At 57.5% G+C, this 20466-nt stretch carries 23 protein-coding genes; 16 read left to right on the top strand and 7 right to left on the bottom strand.

Annotated elements, in window-relative coordinates; translation table 11 throughout:
• Positions 1-11: 11 nt before the first annotated feature.
• Positions 12-761, bottom strand: coding sequence for a hypothetical protein (locus RLO149_RS23620; RefSeq protein ID WP_148264384.1), 750 nt, complete (start codon positions 759-761; stop codon positions 12-14).
• Positions 762-894: 133 nt separating this feature from the next.
• Here RLO149_RS23620 and rplO point away from each other — a divergent pair, with 133 nt between their 5' ends.
• From rplO to RLO149_RS16280, 3 genes are all read left to right on the top strand, one after another.
• Positions 895-1377, top strand: coding sequence for a 50S ribosomal protein L15 (gene rplO, locus RLO149_RS16290; protein ID WP_013963196.1), 483 nt, complete (start codon positions 895-897; stop codon positions 1375-1377).
• Between the two features lie 119 nt (positions 1378-1496).
• Complete coding sequence (gene secY, locus RLO149_RS16285) at positions 1497-2861, top strand: preprotein translocase subunit SecY (RefSeq protein WP_013963195.1); 1365 nt, start codon at positions 1497-1499, stop codon at positions 2859-2861.
• On the top strand, positions 2858-3505 hold the full coding sequence (locus RLO149_RS16280) for an adenylate kinase (protein ID WP_013963194.1): 648 nt from the start codon (positions 2858-2860) through the stop codon (positions 3503-3505). Before secY ends, RLO149_RS16280 begins: the two co-directional genes overlap by 4 nt.
• A 30-nt stretch (positions 3506-3535) precedes the next feature.
• Here RLO149_RS16280 and RLO149_RS16275 read toward each other — a convergent pair whose 3' ends face one another.
• Together RLO149_RS16275 and RLO149_RS16270 are read right to left on the bottom strand one after the other, a co-directional pair.
• Positions 3536-4588: a hypothetical protein gene (locus tag RLO149_RS16275; RefSeq protein WP_148264383.1), complete on the bottom strand. Its 1053-nt coding sequence runs from the start codon at positions 4586-4588 to the stop codon at positions 3536-3538.
• 284 nt (positions 4589-4872) lie between these two features.
• Positions 4873-5586, bottom strand: a complete 714-nt coding sequence (locus RLO149_RS16270) for a regulator of G-protein signaling domain-containing protein (RefSeq protein WP_083825473.1) — start codon at positions 5584-5586, stop codon at positions 4873-4875.
• A gap of 303 nt (positions 5587-5889) precedes the next feature.
• Here RLO149_RS16270 and rpsM point away from each other — a divergent pair, with 303 nt between their 5' ends.
• From rpsM to RLO149_RS16200, 13 genes are all read left to right on the top strand, one after another.
• Entirely contained in the window at positions 5890-6258 is a 369-nt protein-coding gene (gene rpsM, locus RLO149_RS16260; RefSeq protein WP_013963190.1) for a 30S ribosomal protein S13, read from the top strand.
• 15 nt (positions 6259-6273) lie between these two features.
• On the top strand, positions 6274-6663 hold the full coding sequence (rpsK, locus tag RLO149_RS16255) for a 30S ribosomal protein S11 (protein WP_013963189.1): 390 nt from the start codon (positions 6274-6276) through the stop codon (positions 6661-6663).
• A 113-nt stretch (positions 6664-6776) separates the two neighbouring features.
• A complete protein-coding gene (locus tag RLO149_RS16250; protein ID WP_013963188.1) occupies positions 6777-7793 on the top strand; it encodes a DNA-directed RNA polymerase subunit alpha in 1017 nt (338 codons plus the stop codon).
• Positions 7794-7949: 156 nt separating this feature from the next.
• Positions 7950-8372, top strand: coding sequence for a 50S ribosomal protein L17 (gene rplQ, locus RLO149_RS16245; RefSeq protein WP_013963187.1), 423 nt, complete (start codon positions 7950-7952; stop codon positions 8370-8372).
• Between the two features lie 267 nt (positions 8373-8639).
• On the top strand, positions 8640-9965 hold the full coding sequence (locus tag RLO149_RS16240; protein WP_013963186.1) for a replication-associated recombination protein A: 1326 nt from the start codon (positions 8640-8642) through the stop codon (positions 9963-9965).
• A gap of 66 nt (positions 9966-10031) precedes the next feature.
• Entirely contained in the window at positions 10032-10415 is a 384-nt protein-coding gene (gene crcB, locus RLO149_RS16235) for a fluoride efflux transporter CrcB (RefSeq protein ID WP_013963185.1), read from the top strand.
• The gene (locus RLO149_RS16230) at positions 10412-11452 is read left to right on the top strand and encodes an RluA family pseudouridine synthase (RefSeq protein WP_013963184.1); all 1041 of its coding nucleotides are present in this window, start codon (positions 10412-10414) and stop codon (positions 11450-11452) included. Before crcB ends, RLO149_RS16230 begins: the two co-directional genes overlap by 4 nt.
• On the top strand, positions 11452-12129 hold the full coding sequence (locus RLO149_RS16225) for an HAD-IA family hydrolase (protein WP_013963183.1): 678 nt from the start codon (positions 11452-11454) through the stop codon (positions 12127-12129). Before RLO149_RS16230 ends, RLO149_RS16225 begins: the two co-directional genes overlap by 1 nt.
• 3 nt (positions 12130-12132) lie before the next feature.
• Complete coding sequence (locus tag RLO149_RS16220) at positions 12133-12843, top strand: ATP12 family chaperone protein (RefSeq protein ID WP_013963182.1); 711 nt, start codon at positions 12133-12135, stop codon at positions 12841-12843.
• Positions 12844-13041: 198 nt separating this feature from the next.
• Positions 13042-14058 (top strand): amino acid ABC transporter substrate-binding protein, encoded by a 1017-nt coding sequence (locus RLO149_RS16215; RefSeq protein ID WP_013963181.1) that lies wholly within the window; start codon positions 13042-13044, stop codon positions 14056-14058.
• 134 nt (positions 14059-14192) lie between these two features.
• On the top strand, positions 14193-15407 hold the full coding sequence (locus RLO149_RS16210) for an amino acid ABC transporter permease (protein WP_013963180.1): 1215 nt from the start codon (positions 14193-14195) through the stop codon (positions 15405-15407).
• Between the two features lie 3 nt (positions 15408-15410).
• Positions 15411-16709, top strand: coding sequence for an amino acid ABC transporter permease (locus RLO149_RS16205; RefSeq protein ID WP_013963179.1), 1299 nt, complete (start codon positions 15411-15413; stop codon positions 16707-16709).
• Positions 16710-16722: 13 nt separating this feature from the next.
• Positions 16723-17493, top strand: coding sequence for an amino acid ABC transporter ATP-binding protein (locus tag RLO149_RS16200; protein ID WP_013963178.1), 771 nt, complete (start codon positions 16723-16725; stop codon positions 17491-17493).
• A 53-nt stretch (positions 17494-17546) separates the two neighbouring features.
• Here RLO149_RS16200 and RLO149_RS16195 read toward each other — a convergent pair whose 3' ends face one another.
• The 4 genes from RLO149_RS16195 to argB form a co-directional block, all read right to left on the bottom strand.
• Complete coding sequence (locus tag RLO149_RS16195) at positions 17547-18044, bottom strand: SixA phosphatase family protein (RefSeq protein WP_013963177.1); 498 nt, start codon at positions 18042-18044, stop codon at positions 17547-17549.
• Between the two features lie 3 nt (positions 18045-18047).
• Entirely contained in the window at positions 18048-18698 is a 651-nt protein-coding gene (locus RLO149_RS16190) for a hypothetical protein (protein ID WP_013963176.1), read from the bottom strand.
• Positions 18695-19489: a sterol desaturase family protein gene (locus tag RLO149_RS16185; protein WP_013963175.1), complete on the bottom strand. Its 795-nt coding sequence runs from the start codon at positions 19487-19489 to the stop codon at positions 18695-18697. Before RLO149_RS16185 ends, RLO149_RS16190 begins: the two co-directional genes overlap by 4 nt.
• A gap of 93 nt (positions 19490-19582) precedes the next feature.
• On the bottom strand, positions 19583-20446 hold the full coding sequence (argB, locus tag RLO149_RS16180; protein WP_013963174.1) for an acetylglutamate kinase: 864 nt from the start codon (positions 20444-20446) through the stop codon (positions 19583-19585).
• Positions 20447-20466 lie beyond the last annotated feature (20 nt).

The following is a 20466-nucleotide window of genomic DNA, read 5'->3' as shown; positions in this document are numbered from 1 at the left end:
CGACAAAGATGCTAGTTGAAATGGCACTCTAGGCGGTTATGCATTTCAAAGGCCTCTCTGGCCAAATCATCAATGTTCTTGATACGAGCCACGATGTGCACAGCCATAACGCCGCGAAAAAATTGGTTTTCAAAATCGCTTGCGTGATCGAGTAGTAGTGGTGAGTCTTTGAATCCAGTTAACCGAAAAACAGCTTTTTGGGGATCAAACAGTTCGAGAATCTGCGGTGCGGCTGCATGGACATAACCAGAATACAAACGACTTAAATACGCGGAAGTTGCGATTGCTGAATGATCTACGGCACCATCATTGTTGATGTTCGCAAGGTAGCTCCTTATCTTCCTTCTGGGAACTTGATGACGGTTTTTTTGCTTGCCAGAGAAGGTAGTAAATTCAGGCTCCTCTTCCCAAAATGCATTAAGGTAATTGTCATGATCAGCGCTTTTCTCAAAGCCGAAATGGGGAAGGCTGAGAAAAAAAATGTCCTCATGAATCTCGTCCAGAGTTCGTTGAAGAGAGCAGAGTTCCTGAAGAAACCCATTCGTAAGCAGTAGTTTTCCGGCGTTTAGACCACTTATGTACCTTGCCAATTTTAGAAGTATTGCATCAAAGCCCGATTGATTGGGAAGCCGATATCTGACCTCGTCCAAATGAGAAATAGGTTTTGGCAATTCATGCGTATCAGTAATTTTTTTGAATGACTGGTCAAACCATTCATGGGATGGGACCAAACGACCCTCTTGAGATTGCGATTTTGACATCTGTACGAGTGTTGCACTAAACGTTGATGCCGTCTATACGCCCACGATCACCCTTTTGGTGACATAGAATCGAAACGCCGCGTTTGGTCGCTCCCGTCGCTGGGGACCACATCCGGCAAAAGGAGAAGCGACAATGAAACTGCATGAACTTTCCGACAACGACGGTGCCACCAAGAAACGCAAGCGCGTTGGTCGTGGTCCGGGTTCTGGCACCGGTAAAATGGGTGGCCGGGGTATCAAGGGTCAGAAATCCCGTTCGGGTGTGGCCATCAAGGGCTATGAGGGCGGCCAGATGCCGCTCTATCAACGTCTGCCAAAGCGGGGCTTCAACAAGCCGAACCGCAAGGCCTATGCCGTTGTAAACCTTGGTCTCATCCAGAAATTCGTGGACGCGGGCAAGATCGACGCGAGCGCTGCCATCACCGAAGATGCGCTGATTGCCTCCGGCCTGGTGCGTCGCAAGAAGGACGGCATTCGTGTGCTGGCCAAGGGGGATGTGACGGGCAAACTGAACATCGAAGTCACCGGCGCATCCAAATCTGCGATCGAAGCGGTGTCCAAAGCGGGCGGTTCCCTGACCGTTACGGCGCCCGTCGCGGAAACGTCAGAGGCGTAAGCCCAAGATCAGACTTGTGGGCGGCGGCTGCGCCGCTTACATACGTCTTTAGTTTTCCATGACGCCGCCCAGCCGGAAAACGGCCCGGGCGGCGCATTTGTTACGAAAGAGAGCCCTTCATGGTTTCTGCTGTCGAGAGCATGGCTGCCAATACCAGCTGGTCCGCGCTGGGTAAGGCAACTGACCTGCGCAACCGTATCCTGTTTACGCTGGGACTGCTGATCGTTTACCGCCTCGGGACGTTTATCCCGGTGCCGGGGATTGATGGCGTCGCACTGCGCGAGTTCATGGAGCAGGCGGGGCAGGGCATCGGCGGGATGGTGTCGATGTTTACCGGCGGCGCCTTGGGGCGGATGGGTATTTTTGCCCTCGGCATCATGCCGTATATCTCTGCCTCGATCATTGTGCAGCTTATGACGGCCATGGTGCCCAAGCTGGAAGCCTTGAAGAAAGAGGGCGAGCAGGGCCGCAAGAAGATCAACCAATACACGCGCTATGGTACGGTTTTCCTTGCCACACTGCAGGCCTATGGCCTTGCCGTGAGCCTAGAGGCGGGCGATATCGTTACCGATCCGGGCATGTTTTTCCGGGCGTCCTGCGTGATTACGCTGGTCGGTGGCACCATGTTCCTGATGTGGCTGGGCGAGCAGATCACCGCGCGCGGCATCGGCAACGGTATTTCGCTGATCATCTTTGTAGGCATTATCGCCGAGGTTCCGGCGGCGATGGCACAGTTCTTTGCCTCTGGCCGTTCCGGCGCGATCAGCCCGGCCGTGATCATCGGTGTGATCCTGATGGTCATTCTAACGATCATGTTCGTGGTGTTCATGGAACGCGCCTTGCGCAAGATTCACATTCAATACCCGCGCCGTCAGGTGGGTATGAAGGTTTACGACGGTGGCTCAAGCCACTTGCCGGTCAAGGTAAACCCAGCGGGCGTTATCCCGGCGATCTTTGCCTCCTCGCTTTTGCTGCTGCCGGTGACGATCAGCACGTTCTCGGGCAATTCGACCAACCCGATCATGTCGTGGCTTTTGGCGAACTTTGGCCCCGGTCAACCGCTCTATCTGGCGTTTTTCACGACCATGATCGTGTTCTTTACCTATTTCTACACGTTCAATGTCAGCTTTAAGCCCGACGATGTGGCGGACAACCTGAAAAACCAGAACGGCTTTATTCCCGGCATCCGTCCGGGCAAAAAGACCTCGGAGTACCTTGAGTATGTGGTGAACCGCGTGCTGGTTCTGGGGTCGGCCTATCTGGCTGCTGTCTGCCTGTTGCCCGAAATCCTGCGCGGTGAGTTCGCCATACCGTTCTATTTCGGCGGCACCTCCGTTCTCATTGTAGTCTCAGTAACGATGGATACCATTCAGCAAGTGCAAAGCCATTTGCTGGCCCACCAATACGAAGGCCTGCTGGAGAAGTCGCAACTGCGCGGCAAAAGCGGTAAAGGCCGCAAAAAACGGAGCCCTGTGCGTCGATGAATATAATACTGTTGGGGCCACCAGGGGCCGGTAAAGGCACTCAGGCCCGGATGCTCGAACAAGAGCGCGGCATGGTACAACTCAGCACCGGTGATATGCTGCGCGAAGCCAAGGACAGCGGGACCGAGATGGGCAAGGTTGTCGCGGACGTGATGGCGCGCGGTGCCTTGGTGACCGATGAGATCGTGATCGGCCTGATCAAGGAAAAGCTGGAGACGGTCGAGGCGTCGGGTTTCATCTTTGACGGCTTTCCGCGCACATTGGCGCAGGCCGATGCGCTGGGCGAGTTGATGGACGAAACGGGCCAGACGCTCGACAAAGTAGTTGAGATGCGTGTCGATGACGCAGCCCTTGTGGCGCGTATCACGGCACGGTCGACCTGCGCGGGCTGCGGTGAGGTTTACAACGACCTGACGAAACCGATCCCGGCAGATGGGGTGTGCACCAATTGCGGGCAGGCCAAGGAATTCAAGCGGCGCGCGGATGACAATGAGGAAAGCCTCAAGACGCGCCTGATGGAATATTACAAACAGACATCGCCGCTGATCGGATATTATTACGCCAAGGAAATGCTGTCGCGCGTCGACGGTCTGGGCGCGATTGACGCCGTGCAAGCCGAGATCAAGGACGCGCTGGATACGTAAACACCTGACGAGGTCGTGTCGCGCGGGGCGTTATCCGTAGTCCACTTCGCCTGGTTTGCGGATCAAAGGTGCCAGATGTGGCAGTTTCATCGTGACATATCTGTAGAACGCACCGTTCTGGGCCTGCGGGTCCGGTATACCCTCCAGCGATTTTGCGACCGCCTTCAGCTTCATCAGATCGGCTCGGGTGATCTTTATCTGGGCCGCGGCGCCGCGAGAGGGGTGCGTGCTTTTTACATGCTGGCTGTCTCTCAACATGATCTCAAAGAGTTTGACGCCGGACGTGTCCGGATCTGTCCCCTCGGGCAAGGCGTCATCGGGCGTCTTGATGAGGGTTGCCCAGGGCGGCAGTTGATCCGGTGCGGCGCCTGCCATTTTGACAATCTTGAAACGTTTGAACCGTCGGCGCACGGCTTTCGCGTGGATTTCGTTGTTGCGGTCCATATCGGCGACCCATGCGTTGGCCATCACAAAGGCTCGCCAACAGGCGATGGGATCGATGTTGAACTGCAATGTGAGAGCATGGGGGTGTTCTTCCACAGTGGGGCCGCGTGCATGCGTGGTGCGCACCCGACCGCCGGGAAAATAGATGCTGCCGATTTTTCCGCCCGTCATGCTCGCGATCATCGTGGTCTCTTCCATCAGGAATTCGTGCACCGCCCAGAGTTTTACGCCCTCGGCAGGATCAATTGATTTGCCGTCCCGGTCCGTGCGGGGGGTGGGCCTGAGGTTTCCCGTGATGGAGCTTTTGTCCGGAGCACCGGTTTTGCCTTTGCCTGATCTATAGTCTTCCTGCGCCCAATCTGCGACGCCTGTCCTGTCTTTCTTCTCCCAACCCGCCTTTTCGCCAGCCGCATAATCGGGCAGGAACGCACTGGTGGAGGTATCGACCTCGCGTTGGGCGACAGGGGTTTCACGACGCTGCAGAGCGCGAAGCTGTTGGACAGGCTGGCTCGCGTTTGCGAGCGCTTGCAGATTGTTCAGTCTCTCGGTCGAAGGGCGGCGTCCGGCCCCCGCGCTGCTGAGCGCGGGGTGCTGTTTGCTCGCTGCGCGTCTTTTTTGTTTGTAAGTACCCAGGGCCACTACCTCGCCGTTGACGATCGTTAACACATTGATCCTAATATAGGTTGATCTTTGCGTCTACGGCCCTTGAGCTGACGCGCAGCTTTGCACTACTGACTTCTCTGTAAACGCGCATCTTGACGCGATCCTATCAACCCCATGCCAGCGCAATTTATGCCCGACGCTCCGGCCAGCAGTATAAGTCAGGAATTACGGCATCTGGCTTTCCGGCCTGCCGCCCCTGACCAGATGGAAACTCAGCCGAGACAGCTATTTCGTTGATGTAATAATGGAGGGTGCAGTGTTCACAAGCGCATTTCTCCACGTTTGCGTCGTGGCGCGCCGCATGCAACACGAAAGGCGCGTGTTTTTTTGAAACGGAGGAAAGCGTCAAACTGGAGTATGTTGCAAATCTCAGTGATGATGGGCGACATAGCTCTGTCCACGCGCGCAAACGCTTTTGTAAAATTGACTGCCTTTTTTGCATCTTCACCCTCTGTCATCAGCGGGGCGGCGGCATTGATCAGATTCGCTCGCATAGCGCCGCTGACGTTGACCTGCTGAGGACTGCCTGTGCGAATAAATTCGTCAATGATAATCTTTAAATTACTCTTGTAGTTGTTGCGTTTTGCAAGGTCAAGAAAGTGCAGATTTTCTTGGACGTACTCGCTTTCGCATTGAGCATAGAAGGCTTTGTAGAGGGCCTGATCTTGGAAAATAAGCTCAAAACTGACATCGCTGGGCGCGAGGCGCTTGGCCTGAATCGTTTGCGCCAATTGGACGGTAGGGCTTTGGTTTGCATGTCTCTTGGACGAGCCGTGGCTGCTGTCGACTGCGCGCTGGATCACACCATTCGCACGGCGTTGCACGGCATGCAGCTGCTGCGTCGCGGGGCTTTGATCGGCGTCGTGTTGGAACTGCACCAACCGCCCGCTGCTTGTTGTGCGCCTGGGTACATTTTGATTTTGCAAAGGGGGGTGATTGAGGGTGGCCCCGCGGCGCTGTCTGGTCTTTTCCAAGAGCTAACCTTCTCTGGCAGGCGGATACGGCGATACTATTATAGATTGTTTTTCCAATCCAGCTTTTGCATAAGCTACGGGCAGTTTCCCGCGCAATCTGTGAAGCAGGTCACACGGGTTGACGCGATGTTAAAAACCCCATACGACGCGCTATCTCTGACGAGAATCAATCTGCAGGACGTGTTACTCATGTCTGTGCAGGATCACCTGATCAGCTGATGCCCGGCGCTTTCTATGCTCCGGGTTTCGTTTGTGAAAAAAGGGTCTGGAACAACGGACCCGCAACGAAAAGGAAGATACCACGTGGCACGTATTGCCGGCGTCAATATCCCGACTGCAAAGCGGGTTCCAATCGCCCTCACCTATATCACTGGAATCGGTAACAATTCCGCAAAACAGATTTGCGAAGCTGTTGGCATCGATCCATCCCGCCGCGTAAATGAGCTCAGCGACGCCGAAGTTCTGGCCGTGCGCGAGCATATTGACGCCAACTTCACCGTCGAAGGTGACCTGCGCCGTGAAGTGCAGATGAACGTCAAGCGTCTGATGGACCTTGGGTGCTACCGTGGCCTGCGCCACCGTCGTAACCTGCCGGTTCGCGGTCAGCGTACCCACACCAACGCTCGCACGCGCAAAGGCCCTGCTAAGGCCATTGCCGGTAAGAAGAAATAAGGGAGGGTCTGACCAATGGCACGTGATAAAGTACGCGTTAAGAAAAAGGCCAGCAAGAACATCGCCGCAGGTGTGGCGCATGTGAACAGCTCCTTCAACAACACCAAGATCCTGATTTCGGACGTGCAGGGCAATGCAATCGCATGGTCCTCTGCCGGCACCATGGGCTTTAAGGGCTCGCGGAAATCCACACCCTATGCGGCCCAGATGGCTGCTGAGGATGCGGGCCGCAAAGCACAGGAACACGGCGTGAAGACGCTGGAAGTTGAAGTGCAGGGTCCGGGGTCGGGCCGTGAAAGCGCGCTGCGTGCGCTGGCTGCTGCCGGGTTCAACATCACTTCGATCCGCGATGTGACGCCAATGGCGCACAACGGCTGCCGCCCACCCAAGCGCCGCCGCGTCTAAGACATTTACCAGATTTGGGGCCGTGTGTTTGCGCACGGCCCCCATCCGCTTTTTTGAAACCTCGAGCGTCTGCACCTTACGGACATGGGGCGCAGACAAGAATGGAGGGACGCATGATCCACAAGAACTGGGCTGAATTGATTAAGCCACAACAACTTGACGTCAAACCGGGCAATGATCCGGCACGTCAGGCAACCGTCACGGCCGAACCGCTTGAGCGGGGCTTTGGCCTGACAATGGGCAACGCGCTGCGTCGTGTGCTGATGTCATCGCTGCAAGGTGCGGCGATTACCTCTGTGCAGATCGACAACGTATTGCACGAGTTTTCATCTGTTGCCGGTGTGCGTGAAGACGTCACCGACATCATCCTGAACCTCAAGGGCGTTTCCATCCGTATGGAAGTCGAAGGGCCAAAGCGCCTGTCGATCTCTGCCAAAGGGCCGGGTGTCGTGACTGCTGGTGACATTTCGGACTCCGCAGGCATCGAAATCCTGAACCGGGATCACGTGATCTGTCACCTCGATGATGGTGCGGATGTTTACATGGAACTGACCGTAAATCAGGGCAAAGGCTATGTTTCTGCAGAAAAGAACAAGCCCGAAGATGCGCCCATTGGCCTCATCCCGATTGATGCGATCTATTCGCCGGTCAAGAAGGTCAGCTATGACGTGCAACCGACCCGCGAAGGTCAGGTGCTGGATTATGACAAGCTGACCATGAAGGTTGAAACCGATGGGTCACTGACGCCTGACGATGCCGTAGCTTTCGCCGCGCGCATTCTGCAGGACCAGCTGGGCATCTTCGTCAACTTCGAAGAGCCAGAGTCCGCGTCCCGCGCGGATGAGGACGATGGTCTGGAATTCAACCCGCTGCTGCTTAAGAAAGTGGACGAGTTGGAACTGTCGGTACGCTCTGCCAACTGTCTCAAGAATGACAACATCGTCTACATCGGTGACCTTATCCAGAAGACCGAAGCGGAGATGCTGCGCACGCCGAACTTTGGCCGCAAGTCGCTCAACGAGATCAAGGAAGTGCTCTCTGGCATGGGTCTGCATCTCGGCATGGACGTCGAGGACTGGCCGCCGGACAACATCGAAGATCTGGCCAAGAAATTCGAAGACTCCTTTTAAGGGGTCTCCGATCAAGACGCTCGCTTTCAGCGAGACAATGCCCGCAGGTGCGGGGACGATCCGGGTCGCAAGGCCCCAAGGAGAACCGGGTGACACGCATCACCCGGTCAGACAAAGCAAAACGGCCCGTAGAGGGCACATTTAGGAGAAGAAACAATGCGTCACGCACGTGGATACCGCCGCCTGAACCGCACACATGAGCACCGCAAGGCGCTCTGGGCCAACATGGCAGGCTCGCTCATCGAACATGAGCAAATCAAGACAACTTTGCCCAAGGCAAAGGAACTGCGCCCGATTATCGAAAAAATGATCACGCTGGCCAAACGCGGTGATTTGCACGCGCGCCGTCAGGCGGCATCAAAGCTCAAGCAGGACGCATATGTTGCAAAACTCTTTGACGTGCTTGGACCGCGGTACAAGGACCGTCAGGGTGGCTATGTGCGCGTTCTGAAAGCCGGGTTTCGCTATGGCGACATGGCACCCATGGCCATCATCGAATTCGTAGACCGCGACCGCGATGCAAAAGGTGCTGCCGACAAAGCACGCCTTGCAGCAGAAGAAAGTGCCGAAGAGGCATAAGTCCTTTGGCAGCTCGTGCTGGAAAAGCCCTTGTCCCATGCGGGATGAGGGCTTTTTTCATGCGCATATCAGGGGCTGCGGGGTGATATCGTGCGGCCTTGCAAATGCGATGGGGAGTGTGCTGAGCAGTTTTGACGTTACCGCAGGGCGATCACAGGGGCATGAGAGAAATGGGAGGCTGCGGGTGCGGTTTGCCCGTTTATAGCCGTACGAGGACTCGAACCGAGATTCATTTTCCGGTAGCAGGGTAAAAGAATGGAGTAGGGTATGGATCTGTTTGGCCAGTCGGGCGGAATTGACAAGACGCCACAGAACGCAAAGACGCGTCCGCTGGCGGATTTGCTCAGGCCGCAGTCTCTTGACGAGGTCATAGGTCAGGAAAAACTGCTGGCTGAGGACGGTCCTTTGGGGTCCATGCTGGCGGCGGGTCGCGTGACGTCTTTGATCCTTTGGGGGCCACCCGGCGTTGGGAAAACGACGATTGCCCGACTTCTGGCGCATCAGACCGATCTGCATTTCGAACAGATCAGCGCGATTTTCAGCGGCGTATCCGATCTCAAGAAGGTCTTTCAGGCGGCACGGGACCGCGCGGTGATCGGGCAGGGGACATTCCTTTTCATTGATGAGATTCATCGGTTTAACAAGGCACAGTTGGATTCGCTGCTGCCGGTGATGGAGGACGGCACCGTTACTGTTTGCGGGGCGACCACGGAAAACCCCTCGTTCAGCGTGAATGGTTCTGTGCTCAGCCGCTGTCAGGTGATGGTGCTGGAACGCCTTGATGTCACAGCGCTGGCAGGGTTGCTGGCACGCGCAGAGGCGCAAACCGGACAGGCGCTGCCGCTGACGGATGATGCCAAATCGCTGTTATGCGCAATGGCCGATGGGGACGGTCGTGCCCTGCTCAATCTGGTCGAAAGCGTGCGTGCATGGCCGCTGGATCAGACCTATTCGGCAGAGGATATCGCCGGTCGGCTGACCCGGCGCGCCGCATTGCATGACCGCGCCGGGGACGGTCATTACGCGATCGCCAGTGCGCTCCAGAAATCAATTCGCGGATCTGATCCGGAGGCGGCGATTTACTGGGTGCACAGGGCGCTTGAGGGGGGCGAAGACCCGCGTTTCATTCTGCGGCGCCTGACCATGATCGCCTGGGAGGACGTGGGGCTGGCGGACCCCGAGGCCTCGCGCGTTTGCCTGAGCGCATGGGACACCTATGAAAGGCTCGGCAGCCCGGAGGGGGATCTGGCTTTGTCGCAGGCGGCAATTTATCTGGCGCTCGCGCCGAAATCGAATGCCGGATATGTGGCGCATAAAGCGTCGCGTGCGGATGCGAAACAGTCCGGCTCCCTGCCTCCACCGATGCATATCCTGAACGGGCCGACAAAAATGATGCAGGACCTTGGTTTCAGGAAGGGCTATCAATATGACCATGATGCGCCGGAAGGCTTCTCGGGGCAGAATTACTTTCCCGACGGTCTGAAAAGGCCGCAGCACTACGCGCCCGTTGAACGCGGCTTCGAGCGGGAGCTTGCAAAGCGCGTGCGCTACTTTGACAAGTTGCGTCAGGAGCGGGACGACAATGCGACGTGATCTGCACGCCATTGCGGCGCGGGCGGGAAACTTGACAACGGGTGCTGGACGCGGGACAGACCGCGCATGATGAAGTCTTTGATCCTTGTGGCCGCCGGGGGCGCGTTTGGTGCGTCTTTGCGCTATTTGCTGGGTGTCGGTGTCTATCGTCTGACCGGGGGTCCTACGGGTTTTCCGGTGGCGATCATGATGGCCAACGTATTGGGGTCGATTGCCATGGGGTTTTTCGTGGTCTGGGCGGCGCATCGCGGCCTGACGCATCTCAGCCCCTTTGTCATGACCGGCGTTCTGGGCGGGTTCACGACGTTTTCCGCGTTTTCGCTGGAAACGGTGACGTTGTTTGAACGGGGCGAGGTCTGGCAGGCGGGGCTTTATGTTGTGTTCTCGGTCGGGCTGTCGGTATTTGGATTGATGGCGGGCCTCTGGGTCGCGCGTGGAGTATTTTTATGAGCGCAGTGCAAACACTGACCGTCGGCGAAGATGAAGGGGACCAGCGGCTGGACCGGTGGTTCAAAAAGCAGTTTCCCCTGATCAGTCAGGGGCGTGTCGAAAAGATGTGCCGCAAAGGCGAAATTCGCGTGGATGGGGGCCGTGTCAAGGCGGCGACCCGTCTGGAAGTGGGCCAACAGGTGCGTATTCCGCCCCTGCCGGACACGGCGGCACCGGCGCCTGTCGCGCGTTCTGCGGTGTCGGCGGCGGATGCCAAGCTGATCCAGTCCTGCGTGATTTACCGGGATGACCATATCATTGCGATCAACAAACCTGCGGGCCTGCCGACGCAGGGCGGGTCCGGTCAGACGCGCCATGTCGATGGGCTCTCTGAGGCGTTGAAATTCGGGTTTGAGGACAAACCGCGCCTTGTGCACCGCCTGGACAAAGACACGTCCGGGGTTTTGCTGCTTGCGCGCACGCGGATGGCGGCCAAGGCGTTGACGACCGCGATGCGGCACAAGGAAACGCGCAAGATCTACTGGGCATTGGTGGCCGGGGTGCCGACGCCTTACTTGGGTGAAATCCGCTATGCGCTGGTCAAGGCGCCGGGGCATGGGCGGCGGGGCGAGGGCGAAAAGATGATCGCCCTGCCGCCCCGCGAGGTGGATGAGACGCCGGGTGCGAAACGCGCGCATACGCTTTATGCGACGCTTTACCGGGTGGGGTCACGCGCGTCGTGGGTCGCGATGGAGCCGATCACCGGGCGGACCCATCAATTGCGCGTTCACATGGCCGAAATCGGGCATCCCATTGTCGGTGATGGCAAATATGGCGGTTCGGGTCAGGAAAACATGGGCGATGGATGGGGCGCGCAACTGGGCGGTGTGATTTCCAAGAAGCTGCACCTGCATGCCCGGATGATGCGGTTCGAACACCCCGAAACCCGCAAACCTGTCACGATCACGGCGGATATGCCGGACCATATGAAGCAAAGCTGGGATACCTTTGGCTGGACCGAAGATCTGGCCGCCGAAGACCCGTTCGAGGCGCTTTGATGAGCACGCCGCTGCGATTGGTGATATTCGATGTGGATGGCACTTTGGTGGACAGCCAGGGCGACATTCTGGGCGCGATGCGCCATGCCTTCGGCGCGGTGGACCTTGAAGTGCCCTCGCGAGATGCGGTGCTGGGTATTGTCGGGCTGTCGTTGCCGGTGGCCATGGCGCGTCTGGCGCCGGATGCGGGTCCGGCAGTGCAAGACGAATTGGTTGAGGGGTACAAATCCGCCTATGTCGACATGCGCGCCAAGGTTGGCGCGGCGCAGTCCAGCCCGCTTTATCCCGGTGCGCGGGACAGTCTGGAACAGTTGCATGCTACGCCCGAGGTCTTGCTGGGCGTGGCGACGGGCAAGTCCAAGCGCGGGCTCGACAGCCTGATCAAGGCGCATGACCTGGGCTCGTTTTTCGTCACACAGCAAGTGGCTGATTTTCACCCTTCAAAACCGCATCCTTCCATGATCCTGCAGGCAATGGCGGACACCGGGGTTGATCCGGAAAACACGGTGATGATTGGGGATACCAGTTTTGATATGGAGATGGCGCAATCTGCGGGCGTGCGGAGCATTGGTGTCAGTTGGGGGTATCACCCGGTTTCCGCGCTCAGGGGCGCGGCTGAAATACTGACGGATTTTGCCGCTTTGCCAACCGCCATCTCACGGCTTTGGGAACGATAAAAGATGAGTGAATGGAAGGCAAAGCGCTTCTGGAAAGCGGCGGCAGTTGACGAAACAGCGGAAGGCTTCGGTATCTCTCTGGATGGCCGGCCCGTCAAAACGCCCGCGAAAAGATCCCTGATCGCGCCAACGCGCCAATTCGCGGAAAGAATTGCCAATGAGTGGAATGCGCAGGGCGAGGTTATTGACCCCGGTGCAATGCCGTTCACCCGCAGCGCGAATGCTGCGTTGGACAAGGTTGCGGTGCAACACGATGAGGTTGCGGATATGCTGGCCGCTTACGGGGACAGTGACCTTTTGTGCTATCGTGCTGAATACCCCGAACGGCTCGTGGCACGGCAAAGCGCGCAATGGGACCCCATTCTGGACTGGGCTGCTGGCGTCTTTGGCACGCGGTTGCAGACGCGGGCGGGTGTTATGCACGTGCCTCAAGAACCTGAAGCCCTTGCAAGGCTGACGGAAAAGACACGTAAGATGTCGGCATTCGAACTTGCGGGTTTTCATGATCTGGTGAGCCTCTCCGGCTCACTGATTCTCGGCTTCGCGGCGACCCATGATTTTCTGTCTCCCAAGGCGATTTGGGACATTTCACGTCTGGACGAAATCTGGCAGGCCGAAGAGTGGGGTTCAGATGAGGAGGCAGAAGCGGCTGCAGCCGTGAAAGAAGCCGCATTTGTTCATGCAAAGCAGGTGTTTGAGCTGTCACGTGACTAAAAGTTGCGCGGGTTGGTCAAGTTGACGTTAGGATAGGTTCTCTTGTGGCGAAATAGGTAATCCTACCCTTGACGTTCACACCCTAAACCGAACAGTATTGCGACCACTCGGAGCACACAAAGTGCTCAAGTGTCACTGCCGGTTTTACGACCGGTCGACCCGCTATTGAAGAAGCGGAAAATCAGGAAGAGGTTTAAAATGAAAAAATCAGTACTTTTAGGTGCGCTGACGATTGCTGGTCTTGCGGCCGGCGCCGCGGCGGCCGGTACTTTGGACGATGTAAAAGCGCGCGGCACGTTGAATTGCGGCGTGACAACCGGTCTTGTCGGCTTTGCCGCGCCTAACGCTGATGGCGAATGGAATGGGTTTGACGTTGCGATCTGCCGGGCCGTTGCAGCTGCAGTTCTGGGCGACGCGACAGCCGTCGAATTCGTACCGACAACAGGTAAGACACGCTTTACAGCGCTTGCCTCCGGCGAAATCGACATGCTGGCCCGTAACACTACATGGACGTTTTCCCGCGATGTTGACCTGAAATTCACATTCGTCGGCGTCAACTACTATGATGGCCAAGGCTTCATGGTGCCAAAATCGCTGGGCGTGACATCCGCAAAAGAGCTGGATGGCGCAACCGTTTGCATCCAGACGGGCACAACCACAGAGCTGAACCTTGCGGATTTCTTCCGTGCCAACAACATCAGCTATGAGCCCGTTCCAATCGAGACAAACGCCGAAGGCCAGCAACAGTATCTTGCCGGTGCGTGCGACACCTACACGACAGATGCATCCGGTCTGGCCGCGACACGCGCAACGTTTGAAAATCCGACAGAGCACGTGCTGCTGCCCGAAATCATCTCCAAAGAGCCGCTGGGCCCGCTTGTCCGTCACGGCGACGACGAATGGGGTGATGTGGTCCGCTGGACGTTGAACGCGCTGATCACAGCCGAAGAGTTGGGCGTCACATCCGCCAACGTAAGCGAAATGGCGACCGGGTCGAACAACCCTGAAGTCAAGCGCTTGCTCGGCTCTGAGGGCACTCTGGGCGAAATGCTCGGCCTTGAAGCAGACTGGGCGATGAAGGCAATCGCGACACAAGGCAACTACGGTGAAATCTTTGCCAAGAACATCGGCGAAGAAACCCCAATTGCCCTGTCGCGTGGACTGAACGCACAGTGGACAAACGGTGGCCTGATCTACTCGCCGCCGTTCCGCTAAAACCTGAAAAAGCAAGGGCGCAGATTTAATTCTGCGCCCTTCGCAGTTTAGACGACCAAAAACCAATTCCCGGCAGGCCAGAGACGCACAAGCGTCCATAAAAGCGAATAGCCGGAACCACGGGGAAGACAATAATGACAATAGTGACGGACCCACCGAGGGGGTCGTTTCGGCTATCCATGCTGATCAACGACACACGCTACCGGTCGATGACATTTCAAGCGATTGCGCTGCTTGCGCTGATTGTGGCCATTGCCTATCTCGCGAACAATCTGCTGACGAACCTGGCCGCACAGGGTCTCAACATCTCTTATGGGTTCCTTGGCGATCCGGCAGGCTATGACATCAACCAGCGTCTGATTGAGTACGACAGCCAGTCGTCGAATGCGCGCGCGGCAGTTGTCGGTATCCTCAACACGCTGCTGGTGGCCTTTTTGGCCTGTATCATGGCGACCGTGTTTGGTGTGATCGCGGGGGTTTTACGTCTGTCCAACAACTGGCTTGTGGCCAAGTTGATGTCTTTTTACGTCGAGATTTTCCGCAACATTCCTGTGCTGATCTGGATCATCATCATCTTTACGATCATGACCGCCGTCATGCCCGCCCCGCGCGCCTTCAGAGGCGATGAACCCGAAGCTACGATGCTCTTGGGCGCTTTTGCCTTTACCAACCGCGGTATCTACATTCCCGCCCCGATCTGGGGTCCGGGTTCAATGGTCGTGGTTGCGACCTTCATTGCGTCGATTGTGGGCGTCTTTGCCTACCGGCGCTATGCCACGAACCTGCTTTATGAAACAGGGCGTTTGCTGCCGATGGGATGGCCGAGCCTTGCCATCTTTTTTGTGCCCACCATCGTAATGTTTTTCATCATGGGGCGTCCGGTCGGTTTGGACATGCCAGTTCTTGGGGGCTTCAATTTTCAGGGCGGCATTCAGATTGGTGCCCCGCTGATCGCGCTGTGGTTCGCCTTGTCGATCTACACCGGTGCGTTCATCGCTGAAAACGTGCGCGCCGGTATTCAGGCGGTGTCCAAAGGTCAGACTGAAGCGGCATCCGCCTTGGGGCTGCGTCCGGGACGTGTCATGAACCTTGTTGTGCTGCCACAGGCCCTGCGCGTGATCATTCCGCCGCTCATTTCGCAGTACCTCAACATCACCAAGAACTCATCGCTGGCGATTGCTGTGGGGTATGCGGACATCACCGCGACGCTGGGCGGTATCACCCTGAACCAGACCGGTCGCGCGATTGAATGTGTTCTGTTGCTGATGCTGTTCTATCTCGTCATATCGCTGTCGATTTCGGCGATCATGAACGTCTACAACAAAACCGTCACCCTGAAGGAGCGTTGAACAATGACTGATACAAGCCAACACTCCGCTTCGTTCGTTCGCACCGAAACCATCCCTGAGCGCGCGCCGCCGCTTGCGGCATCCGGCCCGGTCAAATGGATGCGTGAGAACCTGTTTGCGACCCCCGCCAACAGCGTTCTTACAATCGTTGCGGCCTATTTCATCTACCTCATTCTGGCAGGGACGTTACCATGGCTCTTGAATGGTGTCTGGTCCACGGACAGCCTGTCTGAATGCCGTGACGTGCTTGATGGTGCCGTCGGTGCCTGTTTCTCGGTTTTGACCGAGCGCTGGAACCAGCTGCTCTTTGGGTTCCAATACCCGAGCGAGCTTTACTGGCGGCCGGGTCTGGCCCTGATACTGTTGTTTATTGCGGGCGCGCCGGTGCTGTTTTTCGATCTGCCACGCAAGCTGTTGATCTTCACGGCGCTTTATCCCTTCATCGCCTATTACCTCATCTGGGGTGGCGCGCTGGGCGTTCCTGTTCTGGCGCTCGTGGGCTGTGTCGCAGGCTATCTTGTCTACCGTCGCTTTGTGACGGGCAACTTTGCAATAGGCTTTTTCGGCGGGATTGTTGCAGCGGTGTTCGTCTGGATCCTTGGCGGTTTGCTGATCCCCGAGAACGCAAATGAAACCGCGATGATGACGGCGGTGCCAAGCCGTGACCTTGGTGGTTTCATGCTCAACATGATGCTGGGTGTGACCTGTGTGTCGCTATCGGTGCCACTGGGGATCGTGCTGGCGCTTGGGCGTCAGTCGAGTATGCCGCTGATCAAATGGATTTGTGTTATCTTCATCGAATTCATTCGTGGCGTTCCACTGATCACCTTGTTGTTCGTGGCATCGGTGATGCTGGCCTATTTCTTCCCACCGGAATCCACGGTCGATCTGTTCTTGCGTGTGGTGATCATGATCACGATGTTCTCCTCGGCCTACATCGCCGAGGTGATCCGGGGCGGCCTCGCGGCTCTTCCCAAGGGACAGTACGAGGGGGCGGATAGCCTTGGGCTGGATTATACGCAGGCGACCCGTCTGATTATCCTGCCGCAGGCGTTGAAAATCTCGATCCCCGGGATCGTGAATGTCGCCGTCGGTCTGTTCAAGGACACCACACTCGTGTCGGTCATTTCGATGTTTGACCTTGTCGGGATGATCCGTGGACCGATCCTCGCCTCAACGGATTGGGGCGGCGTTTATTGGGAGCTTTATGGCTTTGCTGCGCTGCTGTTCTTCGTCGTGTGTTACGGCATTTCGCAATATTCACAATGGCTCGAGCGTCGTCTCGCGACCGATCACAGATAAGGAGGCCTGACCAATGGCTGAACAAGCAACTCAAATGCAGGTCTCTGACGAGATCGCGATCACCATCAGCAATATGAACAAATGGTACGGCGCGTTTCATGTGCTGCGCGACATTGACCTGACGGTGAACCGGGGCGAACGTATCGTGATCTGCGGGCCGTCGGGGTCGGGCAAATCCACGCTGATCCGTTGCATCAACGCGCTGGAAGAGCATCAGCAAGGCTCCATCACCGTGGATGGGACGCTGCTGTCGTCCGACCTCAAGAACATCGACAAGATCAGGTCTGAGGTTGGCATGTGCTTTCAGCATTTCAACCTTTTCCCGCATCTGACGATCCTTGAAAACTGTACGCTGGCGCCGATCTGGGTACGCAAGACACCCAAGAAAGAGGCCGAAGAAACGGCGATGCACTTCCTTGAAAAGGTGAAAATTCCGGATCAGGCGGGCAAATACCCAGGCCAGCTTTCGGGCGGGCAACAGCAGCGGGTGGCCATTGCGCGCTCGCTCTGCATGAAGCCTCGGATCATGCTGTTTGACGAGCCAACCTCTGCGCTGGACCCAGAGATGATCAAAGAGGTGCTCGACACGATGATCGAACTTGCCGAAGAAGGCATGACGATGCTGTGTGTGACCCACGAAATGGGATTTGCGCGTCAGGTCGCCAACCGGGTGATCTTTATGGATGCCGGGCAGATCGTCGAGCAGAACGAGCCTGAGGCCTTCTTTAACAACCCGCAATCCCCGCGCACGCAGCTGTTCCTGAGCCAGATCCTCGGGCACTAAATCGGTTCACGCTTGGACTGGATGCGCCGCCCTCTTGGGGCGGCGTTTTCCGTTTAGCCTGTCAATTCGCGTGGTACGATGAAATCGATCACACGGCCTTGATGCCAGCCGACCTCCTGCCAGCTGCCCACATCAAAGTCGCAGACAAGCGTGGCCCCCGTTGGGAAATCCGCAAACCGCTCATGCACAGGGGGTGACTCCACCAACAGGCTGGCAAACTCGCAGATGCCGTGGTTGTGCCCGATCATCAGCACGCAATTGCCCTTGGCCTCGTGCAACGTTTCGATCATGACGCGCGGTTCCGCCAGATAAAGCGCCCTGATGAACCGTGTCTGCGGGGCGGGAGTAATCTGCAGCCCCATCAGCGTCTGGCCCGTCCGCTCGGCGGAGGAGCACATCACCTCATCCGGGACATGCCCCTGCGCGCGCAGCCAATCGCCCAAGGCACTCGCAGCCCTGCGCCCGCGCTTGTTGAGCGGGCGGTCATGATCGGCGGTGCCAATATGGTTCCAGTCTGATTTCGCATGACGCATCAAGATCAGTCGAAGCATCTGTTACCCTTTGAATGTGGTCATATGATAGGCCGATTGCGCCGGGGTGCGCGGGTATTGCTGTGAGACCGGGCAGATCCGCCGCGCCGCGCAGCCTCGCGCCATGCAGTCCTGCCCCTCGGCTTGATCGAGGAATGTCTTGCAGGCCACCACATCATAGTTTTTCCCGTCCAATGCATCGACGGGGCAGGTGGTGGTGCAGGGCTGATCGACACAGCTCAGACAGGGGTTGGCAGGGGGGGCGGGCAGGTCAATCTTTTCGCGCAGCGCAATCGCCCCCCGAAAGGATACGAACAGGCCAGCGGTATCATGCACAAGCAGCATGATCGGTGAGGCGTGCACCCGACCGGTTTTGAGCGCCCAAGAGAAAAACGGCTTAAAGGGCGGCCCCCCGAACGGGTAAAGTGCCCGCGCGTCCAGATCTGCGGCCCATGTGTCGATAACGCGCGTCGACCAGCGGTCCATCGGGTCAGGCTGGCCGTCGTTCCATTCAGCGCTTTGTGTAAAGGTCGCCCAGAAACCGGGTTCATGCGGGCCGAGCAACAAAAGGGTCTGAAAACCCGGCGGAACATTATCATCAGCTGTGGGATGGAGCCCGCCAAGGATGCTCAGGGAACGGGTCAGGGCCGCCGCCTGAAGGGTCTCATATGTCACTTGCGCGCGAAGGGAAGGGAGAGCGACCAACTCAGCTTGCTGGGCCGGTCGTCCTGCCATTCCAGCCCGACCTGCATCTCGTCATGCCCGGCGGCGGGTTGCGCGATGTAGGTGCCGAACAGGCGGTCCCAGATCGACAGCGCAAAGCCGTAATTGCTGTCGTGTTCGTGGCGGTGCACGGAATGATGCACCCGGTGCATGTCAGGGGTAACCAGAACCTTGCGGACAAGGCGGTCCACTCCTTTTGGCAAGGCAAGGTTCGAATGATTGAACATCGCGGTGCCGTTCAGAATAATCTCAAAGAGGATCACGGCCATGGCCGCCGGTCCCAGAATATAGACCAGCCCGATCTTGAGGAGCATGGACAGGGCGATTTCCACGGGGTGAAAGCGGATTGCCGTTGTTACGTCCATATCCACATCGGCATGGTGCACGCGGTGCAGGCGCCACAAAAGCGGCACCTTATGCGTAATGAGATGCTGCAGCCAGATCGCGAAATCAAGGATCAGCACAGCGCAGAGCACCTCGACCCAAAAGGGCAGCGCAATCAGGTTGAACAGCCCCCAGCCGTTCGCCTCAGCGTCCATGGCAGCACCCACCGCCAGCAGGGGCAGGGCAAAGGCCAAGGCGCGCAGCGTGAGTGTGTTCAGAACGGTCACGCTCCAATTCGTGACCCAGCGTGCACGCCGCGACTGGCTGCGCACGCGGCGTGGCGCGAGCGCCTCAAGCGTCGCCAGCAGCGCGAACAGGCCCACGAATATGCCAAGACGAATAAATGCTTCGTTTTCCATGTGTCTAACCTAGTCGCCGCAGCGTTCATAACAAGCCATGTGCTGACACATCTGCGTTAGAAGAAAGCGCGTCTCGCCCGGTGTCGCAGTTTGCTATTCTGCGCGGATGATCGAGCCTGCGCCATGTTCGGTAAACAGTTCCAGCAAACAGGCATTCGGCGCGCGTCCATCCAAGATCACAACCGCGCGCACGCCCTGCTGAATTGCGACCAGCGCTGTTTCTGTTTTCGGGATCATGCCCCCGGCAATCGTGCCATCCATTGTCATCTCGCGGATCTGCTGCGCGCTCAGTTCTGTCAGCACATCGCCTGCGTCGTTCTTTACGCCGGGCACATCCGTCAGCAAGAGCAGCCGGTCCGCCTTGAGCGCTGCGGCAACCGCACCGGCAGCCGTGTCCCCATTGATGTTGAACGTTTGACCAGCGCGATCCGCCCCCAAGGGCGCGATGACGGGGATGTATTCCTTTTCGGCCAGATCACGCAACAGACGCGGGTCAACCTCTTGTGGTGTGCCGACAAAGCCCAAAGCGGGGTCGGTTTGAGTGCAGGTGATGAGACGCGCATCTTTGCCGGAAATACCCACCGCGCAGCCGCCCTGACCGTTAATCGCCTGAACGATCCGTTTGTTGACGAGGCCACTCAGCACCATTTCGACCACATCCATCGTAGCGCTGTCAGTGACACGTTTACCGTTCACGAACTCGGATTTGATGTCCAGTTTGTCGAGCATCGCGTTGATCATCGGGCCACCGCCGTGCACGATGACCGGGTTCACGCCGACCTGCCGCATGAGCACCACATCACGGGCAAATTCGTCCATCGCCTCATCGCTGCCCATCGAATGACCGCCAAGCTTTATCACCACCGTGGCCCCGGCGTAGCGTTGCAGATAGGGCAGCGCCTTGTTCAGCGTGCTTGCGGTAGAAATCCAGTCGCGGTTCATATCTTGGGTCTTCATCTTGGGGCCATGGGTTCGGT

The organism is Roseobacter litoralis Och 149 (genome assembly GCF_000154785.2).
Lineage (GTDB): Bacteria > Pseudomonadota > Alphaproteobacteria > Rhodobacterales > Rhodobacteraceae > Roseobacter > Roseobacter litoralis.
This window is presented reverse-complemented; position numbering and strand designations above follow the sequence as displayed.